Origin of the sequence: Azospirillum sp. B2RO_4 (genome assembly GCF_051124815.1) — a bacterium.
In the GTDB taxonomy this organism is placed as follows: domain Bacteria; phylum Pseudomonadota; class Alphaproteobacteria; order Azospirillales; family Azospirillaceae; genus Azospirillum.
In genome coordinates this window covers 2,339,745-2,351,847 of the sequence record NZ_CP118485.1, presented here as the reverse complement: position 1 = coordinate 2,351,847, position 12,103 = coordinate 2,339,745, and the positions used below count along the sequence as shown (strand labels likewise).

The 12,103-nt window shown below is 68.6% G+C and carries 13 protein-coding genes; 11 read left to right on the top strand and 2 right to left on the bottom strand.

The genetic code is table 11. The features are described 5' to 3' along the window. Nucleotides 1–85: 85 nt before the first annotated feature. The 4 genes from atpD (at nt 86) to gstA (ending at nt 3,877) form a co-directional block, all read left to right on the top strand. A complete protein-coding gene (gene atpD / locus PWS46_RS11220; RefSeq protein ID WP_252138135.1) occupies nt 86–1,507 on the top strand; it encodes a F0F1 ATP synthase subunit beta in 1,422 nt (473 codons plus the stop codon). A gap of 145 nt (nt 1,508–1,652) precedes the next feature. Continuing rightward, nucleotides 1,653–2,069, top strand: a complete 417-nt coding sequence (locus PWS46_RS11215; RefSeq protein WP_149197902.1) for a F0F1 ATP synthase subunit epsilon — start codon at nt 1,653–1,655, stop codon at nt 2,067–2,069. 273 nt (nt 2,070–2,342) lie between these two features. After that, nucleotides 2,343–3,167: an acyl-ACP desaturase gene (locus PWS46_RS11210; RefSeq protein ID WP_434615033.1), complete on the top strand. Its 825-nt coding sequence runs from the start codon at nt 2,343–2,345 to the stop codon at nt 3,165–3,167. 95 nt (nt 3,168–3,262) lie between these two features. Next, nucleotides 3,263–3,877: a glutathione transferase GstA gene (gene gstA / locus PWS46_RS11205; RefSeq protein WP_434615030.1), complete on the top strand. Its 615-nt coding sequence runs from the start codon at nt 3,263–3,265 to the stop codon at nt 3,875–3,877. 74 nt (nt 3,878–3,951) lie between these two features. Here the strand turns inward: gstA and PWS46_RS11200 are convergent, their stop codons facing one another. Continuing rightward, nucleotides 3,952–5,457, bottom strand: a complete 1,506-nt coding sequence (locus tag PWS46_RS11200; RefSeq protein ID WP_434615027.1) for a DEAD/DEAH box helicase — start codon at nt 5,455–5,457, stop codon at nt 3,952–3,954. 320 nt (nt 5,458–5,777) lie between these two features. After that, nucleotides 5,778–6,341 carry a superoxide dismutase family protein gene (locus tag PWS46_RS11195; protein ID WP_434615024.1) on the bottom strand — a complete coding sequence of 188 codons (564 nt, stop codon included), beginning with the start codon at nt 6,339–6,341 and terminating at the stop codon, nt 5,778–5,780. Between the two features lie 141 nt (nt 6,342–6,482). Here PWS46_RS11195 and PWS46_RS11190 point away from each other — a divergent pair, with 141 nt between their 5' ends. The 7 genes from PWS46_RS11190 (at nt 6,483) to PWS46_RS11160 (ending at nt 11,954) form a co-directional block, all read left to right on the top strand. Continuing rightward, the gene (locus PWS46_RS11190) at nt 6,483–6,929 is read left to right on the top strand and encodes a Fur family transcriptional regulator (RefSeq protein ID WP_149197905.1); all 447 of its coding nucleotides are present in this window, start codon (nt 6,483–6,485) and stop codon (nt 6,927–6,929) included. After that, nucleotides 6,926–7,150, top strand: a complete 225-nt coding sequence (locus PWS46_RS11185; protein WP_085090275.1) for a hypothetical protein — start codon at nt 6,926–6,928, stop codon at nt 7,148–7,150. The genes PWS46_RS11190 and PWS46_RS11185 overlap by 4 nt, the downstream gene beginning before the upstream one ends. A 290-nt stretch (nt 7,151–7,440) precedes the next feature. After that, a complete protein-coding gene (locus PWS46_RS11180) occupies nt 7,441–8,259 on the top strand; it encodes a phage capsid protein (protein ID WP_434615021.1) in 819 nt (272 codons plus the stop codon). Between the two features lie 59 nt (nt 8,260–8,318). Then, nucleotides 8,319–8,591, top strand: coding sequence for a hypothetical protein (locus tag PWS46_RS11175; protein WP_434615018.1), 273 nt, complete (start codon nt 8,319–8,321; stop codon nt 8,589–8,591). A gap of 78 nt (nt 8,592–8,669) precedes the next feature. After that, the gene (locus tag PWS46_RS11170) at nt 8,670–9,239 is read left to right on the top strand and encodes a hypothetical protein (protein WP_434615015.1); all 570 of its coding nucleotides are present in this window, start codon (nt 8,670–8,672) and stop codon (nt 9,237–9,239) included. 13 nt (nt 9,240–9,252) lie between these two features. After that, nucleotides 9,253–11,148, top strand: a complete 1,896-nt coding sequence (locus PWS46_RS11165; RefSeq protein WP_434615012.1) for a hypothetical protein — start codon at nt 9,253–9,255, stop codon at nt 11,146–11,148. Then, nucleotides 11,148–11,954, top strand: a complete 807-nt coding sequence (locus tag PWS46_RS11160; RefSeq protein WP_434615009.1) for a hypothetical protein — start codon at nt 11,148–11,150, stop codon at nt 11,952–11,954. Before PWS46_RS11165 ends, PWS46_RS11160 begins: the two co-directional genes overlap by 1 nt. Nucleotides 11,955–12,103 lie beyond the last annotated feature (149 nt).

Sequence of the window (12,103 nt, the reverse complement as noted above, 5' to 3'; positions counted from 1 at the left end):
GGCCGCATCCGACACGTAGCGTCCAGCCTATTTGCGCCGGCGACGGCATACCGACACTTACCGAGTTCCTAGGGAGCTTTACTCCATGGCCACCACCAATTCTGTCGGCAAGATCACGCAGGTCACGGGCGCCGTCGTGGACGTGCAGTTCGACGGCGACCTGCCGGCGATCCTGAACGCGCTGCACACCCAGAACGACGGCAAGACCCTCGTTCTGGAAGTGGCGCAGCACCTGGGCGAAAGCACGGTCCGCACCATCGCCATGGACAGCACCGACGGTCTGGTGCGTGGCGCCGAGGTGACCGATACCGGCGCCCCTATCGCCGTGCCGGTCGGCCCGGAGACGCTGGGCCGCATCATCAACGTCATCGGCGAGCCGATCGACGAGCGCGGCGCGGTCAATGCCGCCCGCTCGCTGCCGATCCACCGTCAGGCCCCGGACTTCGTCGACCAGTCGACGGACGCCGAAGTTCTGATCACCGGCATCAAGGTCATCGACCTGCTGGCCCCCTACGCCAAGGGCGGCAAGATCGGCCTGTTCGGCGGCGCCGGCGTCGGCAAGACCGTGACGATCATGGAGCTGATCAACAACGTCGCCAAGGCGCACGGCGGCGTGTCGGTGTTCGCCGGCGTGGGCGAGCGTACCCGTGAGGGCAACGACCTCTACCACGAGATGATCGAGTCGGGCGTCATCAAGCTCGACGGTCCGGGCTCCAAGGTGGCCCTGGTGTACGGCCAGATGAACGAGCCGCCGGGCGCCCGCGCCCGCGTCGCGCTGAGCGGCCTGACGCTCGCGGAATACTTCCGCGACGAGGAAGGCCAGGACGTGCTGTTCTTCGTGGACAACATCTTCCGCTTCACCCAGGCCGGTTCGGAAGTGTCGGCTCTGCTGGGCCGCATCCCGTCGGCGGTGGGTTACCAGCCGACGCTGGGCACCGACATGGGCGCCCTGCAGGAGCGCATCACCTCGACGAAGAAGGGCTCGATCACCTCGGTGCAGGCCATTTACGTGCCCGCCGACGATCTGACCGACCCGGCCCCGGCCGCCTCCTTCGCCCACCTGGACGCCACCACGGTGCTGTCGCGCTCGATCGCCGAAATGGCCATTTTCCCGGCCGTGGACCCGCTCGACTCGACCAGCCGCATCCTCGACCCGCGCGTCGTCGGTGAGGAGCACTACCAGGTCGCCCGTTCGGTCCAGAAGGTTCTGCAGACCTACAAGTCGCTGCAGGACATCATCGCCATCCTGGGCATGGACGAGCTGTCGGAAGAGGACAAGCTGGTCGTCGCCCGCGCCCGCAAGATCCAGCGCTTCCTGTCGCAGCCGTTCCACGTCGCCGAGGTGTTCACCGGCACCCCGGGCGTGCTGGTCAGCCTGGAAGACACCATCAAGGGCTTCAAGGGCATCGTGAACGGCGACTACGATCACCTGCCGGAGGCCGCCTTCTACATGGTCGGCACCATCGACGAGGCGATCGCCAAGGCCAAGAAGCTGGCCGCCGCCTGATCCTGATCCGGGATCGCGGCATTCCGACCCGGCTCCGACGTCCCCGTGACGGGGCCTGAGAAAGCCGGGCGGAAATCGACATCAGCACACCCCCTCCCCCCGTCAGCGGGGGAGGGGGTTCCTATGAAGAGGCACCAGGAAACCCATGGCCGATAAAGTCGAATTCGAGCTGGTCTCGCCGGAAAAGCTGCTGAAGTCGCAGCCCGTGGACATGGTCGTGGTGCCGGGTTCGGAAGGCGATTTCGGCGTGCTCGCCGGTCATTCGCCGATGATCTCGACCGTGCGTCCGGGTGTCATCGACGTCTATGAGGGCGACCGCGTGGTCGACCGCGTCTTCGTCGCCGGCGGCTTCGCCGAGGTCACCGAGGCCCGCTGCACCGTGCTGGCCGAGGAAGCGGTGGCGCTGACCGACCTGGACCGCGCCACGGTCGAGAAGCAGATCAAGGATCTGTCCGAAGACGTGGACGACAGCAAGTCGGACGCCGAGCGCGCCGCCGCCGAGTCCAAGCTGGCCGTCGCGCGCGCCAAGCTGGACGCGCTGACCCAGTCCTCCGCTCACTGAGCGGCAGCCGTCGGCCCGGTTCGCGTCGGTGCGGGTTTCCGGAGCCAACGGCATATATCTCTTCGGTCGAACGGGCGGCTTGGGCATCCAGGCCGCCCGTTCGCGTTGCGACTTGGTTGCATCGCGAGAAAGAGCGATTACATTCGAAGGCCTGAACCGTGAACCCCGCCGTACCCGACGGCATAAAGGCGGGGACACGGCAGCAGCGAACCCTTTCCCGATATGAACCGGCCGCACCGGCAGCGCGGCCCACAAAGAGGCGGTAGAGCGGACATGGCGCGTGCGCATTGGCGAATCGACGAGCTTCCCTGGGACCGTTTCGACGCCGGCAAGATCGATCCCGATCTGGTCCCGCTGATCAAGGCGGCGGCCCTGGTGGAATTCAACGCCGACGACTACACAGCCTATCTGTGCAACGTCTTCAAGGACGATCCGGAGTTCCAGGAGGCCGCCCACGGCTGGGCGATCGAGGAGGTCCAGCACGGCGAGGCGCTGGGCCGCTGGGCCGAGCTGGTCGATCCGACCTTCGACTTCCGGGCGGCGGTCGAGCGCTTCCGCGCCGGTTACCGCGTGCCGATCGACCTCGACGCCTCGGTTCGCGGCTCGCGCACCGGCGAGATGATCGCCCGCTGCATGGTGGAGACCGGCACCAGCTCCTACTACGCCGCCATCGGCGATTCGACCGACGAGCCGGTGCTGAAGGAGATCTGCCGCAACATCGCCGCCGACGAACTGCGCCACTACAAGATCTTCTACACCTACGCCAAAAAGTATCTGGACCGCGAAGGGCTGAACAAGGTGCAGCGGCTGAAGGTGGCGCTGTCGCGCATCGGCGAGTCCGAGGACGACGAGCTGGCCTATGCCTACTACGCCGCCAACGCCCCGGCCGACGCCACCTACGAGCACAAGCTCTACAACGCGGCCTACAAGCGCCGCGCCTTCGGCCGCTATCGCCGCAAGCATGTCGACCGCGCCATCGCCATGGTGTTCAAGGCCTGCGGGCTGAAGCCGCACACGCGGCTGTGCAGCGTCGCCTCGCGCGGGGCGTGGTGGTTCATCGACCGTCAGGCCAGGAAGCTGGCGGCGCAGGCGGTTTGATCGCGGGCGGTCCGATCCCCGCCGCGACGCTGGCGGCGCCGGTCTCTTTGGGGTAGCCATGGCGGCGTGAACCACCCAAAGAGGGTTTCGGAGACATGAAGCTCTATTACAAGCCCGGCGCCTGCTCGCTGTCGCCGCACATCGTCCTGCGCGAGGCCGGGCTGCCCTTCGATCTGGTCAAGGTCGATCTGGCGGCCAAGACGCTGCCCGACGGCAGCGATTTCCGTGCAGTGAACCCGAAGGGGCAGGTGCCGACCCTGGCGCTCGATGAGGGCGGGATCCTGACCGAATGCGCGGTCATCGTCCAGTACGTTGCCGACAAGGCGCCGGACAGCGGCCTGATCCCGGCGGCCGGCACGATGGAGCGCTACCGCGTGCAGGAACTGCTGAACTTCATCGCCTCGGAGCTGCACAAGGGCGTCGTCCCGCTGTTCCCGATGCTGAAGGACGTCGTGTCGGAGACGTACAAGGGCTTCGCCGCCAAGGTGCTGGGCGCCAAGTTGTCGGTGCTGAACCAGCAGCTGGAGGGCAAGGCCTATCTGACCGGCGAGGTCTTCACCGTCGCCGACGCTTATGCCTACACGGTGCTGAGCTGGCTGCCGCGCATCGGCTTCGACCTGGCGCCCTGGCCGAATCTTGTGGCCTTCGCCGAGCGCGTGGCCGCCCGTCCGGCGGTGCAGGCGGCCCATGCTGCCGAAGCCCAGGGCTGACGGTCGGCCGGATTGACTGAAAAAGGCCCCGTCTCGCGAGAGACGGGGCCTTTTTCATGGTGGGAACTGCAGGATCAGGCGGCGCTGGGCTTGCGGCGCAGCGGGGTGTTGCCGCCGGGGGTGCCGGCGGTGCGCGGCGCCTGCTTCCCGCTCCCCTGGCTGTTGCCGTGAGACACGGCATGCGGAGCCGGGCGGCGGTCGTGGCGGTTCTGGTCGTTGCGGGCGGCGTCCGGACGCGGCGCGCCGGCCGGCTTGCCGGCCTTCTGCGGGGCCTTGGCAGCCTGCGGAGCCTTGCCCGGCTGCTGCGCGGCCTTCGGGGCCGCCTTCGGCGCGGCGTTCGCCGGGCGGGCCTGCTGCTGGTTGCGGTTGTTCTGGTTGCGGTTGCTGCCCGGCGCCTTCGGACGGGGCGGCGGCTTGGAGGAGGCGTGGATCTGCGCCACATCCACCGCATGGTAGGGGTGGGTGGTGTCGGACGGGATCGGCTGGCGGATCGTCTTCTCGATGTCCTTCAGATAGCCGACCTCTTCATGGTCGCAGAAGGACACGGCGCTGCCGTCGGTGCCGGCGCGCGCGGTCCGGCCGATGCGGTGGACGTAGCTTTCCGGCTCGTTCGGCAGGTCGAAGTTGATGACGTGGCTGATGCCGTCGATGTCGATGCCACGCGCGGCGATGTCGGTCGCCACCAGCGCCCGCAGTTCGCCGGCGCGGAAGCTTTCCAGCGCACGGACGCGGGCCGACTGCGACTTGTCGCCATGGATGGCGTCGGCGGCGATGCCGGCCTTCTTCAGGTGGTCGGCGATGCGGTCGGCGCCATGCTTGGTGCGGGCGAAGACGATGGTCCGGGCCATCGCGCTGTCTTCCAGCAGGTCGGCCAGCAGGCGGCGCTTGTCGCTGCGCTCGACGAACAGGACGCGCTGGTTGATGCGCTCCACCGTGGTCGACTGCGGCGTCACCTCGATGCGCTCGGCATCGGTCAGGATGCTGTTGGCAAGGTCCACCACCGCATCGGGCATGGTCGCGGAGAACAGCAGGGTCTGCCGTTCCTTCGGCAGCACCGCCACCACCTTCCGCACGTCGCGGATGAAGCCCATGTCGAGCATGCGGTCGGCCTCGTCCAGCACGAACAGCTCGATGCCGCCGAGATTGACGTGGTTCTGCGCCATCAGGTCGAGCAGGCGGCCGGGGGTGGCGATCAGCACCTCCGTCCCGCGGGCGATGGCGGCGACCTGCGGGCTCTGGCCGACGCCGCCATGGATGACGGTGCGGCGGATCGGCAGATGGCGGCCGTAGGTGGTGAAGCTGTCGCCGATCTGCAGCGCCAGCTCACGCGTCGGGGTCAGGATCAGGGCGCGCGGCGACTTGGCGGCCACGCGCTTCTTGTTCTGGAACAGCCGCTGCAGGATCGGCAGGGTGAAGGCGGCGGTCTTGCCGGTGCCGGTCTGGGCGAGGCCCAGCACGTCGCGGCCGGCCAGCAGAAGCGGGATGGCGCCGGCCTGGATCGGCGTGGCCGTGGAGTATCCCTCCTCCGCGACGGCGCGCAGAAGAGGCTCGATCAGGCCGAGGCCGGAAAATTCGGTCATGGAAGCGATGGTCCTGGTCACCAGAATGGGGGCCGCGCCAGGAGGGAGCGGCCGGGCTTGCGCGCTCCGCGGCGGGTTGGCGCGGAGCCGTCGGGCGGCGGGCGATCAGGTGCCTGCGCGGATTTGCGCGGCGCCGGGCGCCGTCCGACCCCGGACAGATAGGGCCGGTGGCTTGATTTGGCAAGCAAACTCGTTGCGCGGCAGGGGTGCGCCTGCCGATTCGGAGGGATCAAGCGGAGGCTGGACGGGCCGGCTGGGGGCGCGGGCCGCCGCCGCGGTCTTGCGGCATATGGTCGCGCCCCGGTGCCGTCTGCCGATGCTTACGGCTTCTTGATGACGCCGCAGGCGAGGCGGTCGCCGGAATTGCCGGCCGGCTGGCTGAGGTAATCGTCGGGCTGGGCGTGGATGATGATCGAGGTGCCGCCCTGCTTGAACAGGCCATCGGCGCCGTCGGTCAGGGTCACCATGTGGGTGATCGCCTCGAACCCGGCCTTGCCGGCCTCGTTGGCCCAGATGTTGGGAAGCTCGCCGTAATGCATGTGTTCGGCCTCAAGGCCGTGCTTGGAGCCCTGGGCGGCGAAATGGCCACCGGCCGCCTTGAAATCGGGGGTGCAGGCGCCGTTTTCGTGGATGTGGATGCCGTGCCAGCCCGGCGGCAGCCCTTCCAGCTGGCCATGCACCAGGATGCCGTGCGGGAACTTGGTGAAGGTGACGGTGCCCAGCGGCTTGCCCTGGGCATCGGCGATGGCGGCCTGGGCGGCCGGAGCGGGCGCGGCGGCGGCCGAAGCGGACTGCTGGGCGAGAGCGGGGGCGGCCGCCAGGGACAGGCCGGCGAGCAGCAGGGCCGGGGCGAAGCCCATATGGCGGGGCGGGGTGCACGACATTCCGGTGGTTCCTCCGTCTTGGCCGGCGCGCGGGATGCCGCCGGCGGATTCGCGACTCTGTATCGTTGCGAAACCGCTCTGGGATTGCGAACGGTTTTCAGTATGATGGGGTCTCGGCAAGCAAAGACCAGGGTTGGGGTTATGACGTCGCGTCTGGAAGCATTGTGCATGGAAAAGGGGCTGAAGATGACCGGGCAGCGCCGGGTCATCTCGCAGGTGTTGTCGGAGGCGGACGACCATCCCGACGTCGAGGAGGTGCATCGCCGCGCCGTGCAGATCGACCCGCGCATCTCCATCGCCACCGTCTACCGCACCATGCGGCTGCTGGAGGACGCGCAGGTGATCGAGCGCGTCGATCTGGGCGACGGGCGCGCACGCTACGAAGAGGCGACGGCCGACCACCACCATCACCTGATCGACACCCGCACCGGCCGGATCATCGAATTCGCCAGCCCGGAGCTGGAGGCGATGAAGGAACGGATCGCTCACGAACTCGGCTACAAGATTGTCGGCCACCGGCTGGAAATCTATGGCGTGCCGCTGGATGACGCCGGTGACGACGCCCGGGATGAGGAGGAGCGTCCATGACCGATCCCCGTTTCCTTGAGGCCGATCAGCCGATCGCCGACGCCATCGCCTGCCGCGACGCCGTGCAGCGCTGCTATTCCGGCCTGTGCCGCTGCGGCCAGCCGGAACGCTATGCGCTGGAGGCTGCGGTGACGGTCTATCGCTATCACCATCCGGAGATCCCGCCGGCCCAGGCGGAGACCATCGTCAGCCATTGGGTGGCGGGGCCGGTTCGGCATTGAGATATGAAGATAGTCCTTGACCACTTCCGCATAAAATCCTAGAACCAATCCTGTCAAGGCGATAGGTCCGCCCCTCGGACCTGCCGCCCGACAGCACCAAAGCTCCCCCTCGCTTCGGTCCGAAAAGGGCCGGCCGGACACTTCCAAAGTCCGGCCGGCCCTTTTCGTTTTCGCGTTTCGCCCGCGGCCGGCGCTGCGTCCCGCACGCATCCCGACAACCGGATGGCGGAACGATCCCTCCCGCCGTCACCTCAGCGGGAGCCGCAGGAACGCGAAAGGAAAATATCCACATGTCGACCAGCATCGCCCAGGCTTTCGTCAAGCAGTTCGAGCGCGAGGTCCACGAGGCCTATCAGCGCATGGGCTCCAAGCTGCGCAACACGGTGCGCAGCAAGAACAACGTGCAGGGCGCCTCCACCGTCTTCCAGAAGGTGGGCAAGGGCGCGGCATCCACCAAGTCGCGGCACGGCGCGGTTCCGGTGATGAACCTGGACCACACGCCGGTGGAATGTGCGCTGTACGATTTCTATGCCGGCGACTGGGTCGACCGGCTGGACGAGCTGAAGACCAACATCGACGAGCGCCAGATCATCGCCAATGCCGGCGCCTATGCGCTGGGCCGCAAGACCGACGAGCTGCTGATCGCCGAACTGAACAAGTCCGTCAACTATGCCGGCAGCGCCGCCGACGGGCTGACCAAGGCCAAGATCCTGGCCGCCTTCGAGATGATGGGCGAGGCCGACGTGCCGGACGACGGCCAGCGCTTCGCCGTCGTCGGCTGGAAGCAGTGGAGCCAGCTGCTGGGCATCGAGGAGTTCGCCAGCTCCGATTATGTCGGTTCTGACGAGCTGCCCTGGCGCGGCACCCAGGCCAAGCGCTGGCTCGGCACGCTGTGGCTGCCGCATTCCGGCCTGACGCTGAACGGCGGCGTCCGGCTCTGCCACTGGTACCACAAGACGGCGGTCGGCCATGCGGCGGGCGCCGACGTGAAGACCGACATCACCTGGCACGGCGACCGCGCGGCGCATTTCGTCAACAACATGATGAGCCAGGGCGCCGCGCTGATCGACACCACCGGCGTGGTGACCCTGCGCTGCCTGGAGAGCTGAGCGGGGGCTGATCCTCCCCCTCTCCCGCATCCCCCCACAAAATCCGGAGACTTCGATCCATGGCCTATGCGTCCAAGGATTTGAGCGTGCTCGCCTATGCGAACGGCTTCACGCTCTGGCACTACACCACGGCCGATGCGGCGACCGACGTCGACACCGCCGGCTATTTCAACGGCGCGGCCGACCTGCTGCGGGTGGGCGACATGCTGCTGGCGAACTGCGCAGTCGGCAGCGCCGCGCCGGCCACCGGCGTGCTGGTGGTGGCGGCCAGCGCCAACGGGGCGGTGGACGTCGCCAACCTGACGCCGTTCGGCAGCGCCAACAGCGACTGATCCGCCGACGGGGGAGGTGCCGCACCTCGACCGCAGAGGGCGGCGCCTTTCCGGAACCCTGGAACTGGAGACCAGCCCATGGCCCTGACCGCCATCGGCCTGTGCGGCCGGGCGCTGATCAAGCTCGGCGCCACCGCAATCGCGTCCTTCGACGACGGCTCCGCCGAGGCGGAGGTGGCCGCCGCCCTCTATGCACCGACGCGCGACGCGCTGCTGTCGGCCAATGCCTGGAGCTTCGCCAGTGTCCAGGCGACGCTGCCGCGGCTGGCCGAACCGCCGGTCGCTGATTACGCCTGCGCCTTCCAACTGCCGTCCGATTTCCTGCGGGCGCTGGGGGCGGGCGGCGACGGGCGGGGGCGCGGCCTGTCCTATCGCATCGTTGGCCGGACGCTGCTGTGCGATGCCGGCGCCGTCACCCTGTCCTACATCGGCCGGCCGGCGGAGGAGGATTTCCCGCCCTTCTTCGATCAGGTGCTGATCGCCCGGCTCGCCGCCGAGTTCTGCCTGCCGCTGACCGAAAGCTCGACACGGGCGGAGCTGCTGGCCCAGCTGGCCGAGAGCGAGTTCCGCCGCGCCCGCCAGATCGACGCCCAGCAGGACAGCCAGCCCGGATTCGAGGACTTCACCCTGATAGACGCACGGGCATGAAGGGGAGGGCGTGATGGGACGGCTGCATCAGGTCAAGACCAACTTCACCGCCGGCGAGGTTTCGCGCCGCCTGCTCGGGCGCGGCGACCTCAAGGCTTACGACAACGGCGCGCTGGCGCTGCGCAACCTGTTCATCGATCCGACCGGCGGGGTGACCCGGCGCTCCGGCCTTGCCTTCACCGCGCTGGCGCGGGGCGACGGCCGGCTGGTGGCGTTCGAGCGCAACGCCGAGCAGACCTATCTGCTGGTCTTCACCGACGGCTGGATCGACGTGTTCCAGGGCGGGACCAAGCTGGCCTCGGTCGCCGCACCCTGGACGTTGACGCAACTGGCGCAGATCACCTGGACGCAGAGCGCCGACACGTTGCTGGTCTGCCATCCCGACCTGCCGCCGCGCAAGCTGACGCGCGGCGACGACGGCGGATGGACGTTGTCGGACTGGGCCTTCGCGGTGGAGGGGGAACTGGTGCGCACGCCCTTTCACCGCTTCGGCGATCCGGCGGTGACGCTGACGCCGTCGGGGACCAGCGGGGCGATCAGCGTCACCGCATCGGCCCCGGTGTTCGACCCGCGCCATGACGGCACCCGCATCCGCATCAATGGCAAGCAACTGCTGGTGACCGGCGTGGTGTCGGCTACCCAGGTCAACGCCACGGTCAAGGAAACGCTGGCCGACACCCAGCCGACCACGAGTTGGGAGGAGCAGGCCTTTTCGGCATTGCGCGGCTGGCCGGTGTCGGCGGCCTTTCATCAGGACCGGCTGGTCATCGGCGGATCGCGCGATCTGCCCAACCGGCTGTGGCTGTCGCGCTCCGCCCAGATCTGGAACTTCGACCTGGGCGAGGGGCTGGACGATCAGGCCATCGAGTTCGGCATCCTGTCCGATCAGGTCAATGCGGTGCGCGCCGTCTTCTCCGGCCGGCATCTGCAGGTCTTCACCTCCGGCGCCGAATATATGGTGACCGGCGACCCGCTGACCCCGCAGAGCATGCAGGTCAACCGGCAGACGCGCATCGGCTCGCCGATGGACCGCGCCATCCCGCCGCGCGACGTGGAGGGGGCGACGCTGTTCGTGCCGCGCAACCGGCGCGAAATCCGCGAGTTCCTCTACACCGACACCGAGGCGGCCTATCAGGCCAACGATCTGGCGTTGCTCGCTCGCCATCTGGTGGCCAGCCCGCGCGACCAGGACTACGACCAGAACCGCCGGCTGCTGTTCGTGGCGATGGAGGACGGCACGCTGGGGGCGCTGACCGCCTACCGGGCGGAGACGGTCACCGCCTGGACCCTGCTTGAGACCGACGGGGCGGTGCGCTCCGTCGCCGCGGTGGGGGACGAGGTCTATGCGCTGGTGGAGCGGCGCGGCGTCTGGACCGTGGAGCGGTTCGACGACGCGTTGAACCTCGACGCCGCGATCACCGGCGAACGGGGTGAGGCAACCGCCGTCTGGGGCGGGCTGGCGCATCTGGAGGGGCGGACGGTCGCCATCGTCGCAGACGGGGTGATCCGCAACCCTGCCATGGTGCAGGCCGGCAGCGTCACGCTCGATCCGCCGGCGCGCAAGGTGGAGATCGGGTTGCCCTACACCCACCGGATCGAGCCGCTGCCGCCCAACCTGCTGGGGCAGGCGACCGGGGCCGACATCGTCCGGCTGGTTGCCGTCACCTTCCGGCTGGAGGAGACGGCAGCGCTGCGCGTCGATCTGGGACGCGGGTTGCAGGAACTTCCGCTTCACCGGCTGGGGCCGCAACCGGCCGGCGGGGTGCCGCCGCGCGTTTCCGGCGACCGCCGGCTGCGGGCGCTCGGCTGGCGCCATGACACCGATGTCCCGCTTTGGCGCATCGAACAGGATGCGCCGCTGCCTTTCACGCTGCTTTCCGTGACCATGGAACTGAAGGTGAATGACTGATGGGTGGAATCGCTCCCCTCGTGACCACGGCGCTGCCGTTGGCGAACTCCGTCATCGGCACCGTGCGCAACGCCGGCGCCGGCCAGTCCAGCGCCGCCGCGCAACAGGCCGCAGCCCAGCAAGCCGCTGCCGAACTGGAATACAAGCGCCAGCAGGATGCGGCGCAGGCTGCCGCCGCCCAGGCGGCGCTGGAGCAGAAATACCGCGAGGAAGCGGCGGCGGCCGAACGCAATGCCCAGGCCGCCGCCGCCGCCCGCCAGCAACAGGCCCAACTGGAGGCGGAGGCGCAGGCCCGCCAGTGGAGCCACGACGCCGAGTTGCGGCAACGGGAGGAGGAGTTGCAGCGCCAGAAGGATGAGGCCGCCGCTGCCGCCGCGGCGGCGGCGCGGGCCAAGGAGATGGACGATTACCGCGGGTCCCAGGAACAGACGCTGGCCCAGCTGCGCGCCAGCCAGGAGGAGGCGGTGCGCGCCAAGGAAACCGACGCGCAGACCCAGCTGGCACAACTGACCGCCGCGGCGGATGCCGCCGAACAGCGGCGGCTGGCGGCATTGCGGCAGGCGGTCAGCAAGACCCGCGCCGGGCTGGGGGCGCGCGGGGTGACCGCGCAGGACGGCTCCGGCGAGGCGATCCTGCTGGGGTTGACCAACTCCAGCGAGACCGAGCGCAAGGACGCCCAGGCCACCGACCAGCTGAAGCGCGCCGCCATCCAGCAGAGCCTGGACGAGGCCAAGCGCCGCAACCTGCTGGAGTTGTCGCAACTCGCCGACCGTCAGCGGCTGGAATACATGAGCAAGTTCTTTTGAGGAACGGCTCCCTCCTCTCTCTCCAACTCCGGCATTCTTTCGGCCGTCATTCCCGCGAAGGCGGGAATCCAGTCGTTTCAGCCGCTTGATTGCGGAGTTTCCTGGATCCCCGCCTTCGCGGGGATGACGCAGAATTTCCGGGCCTGCAG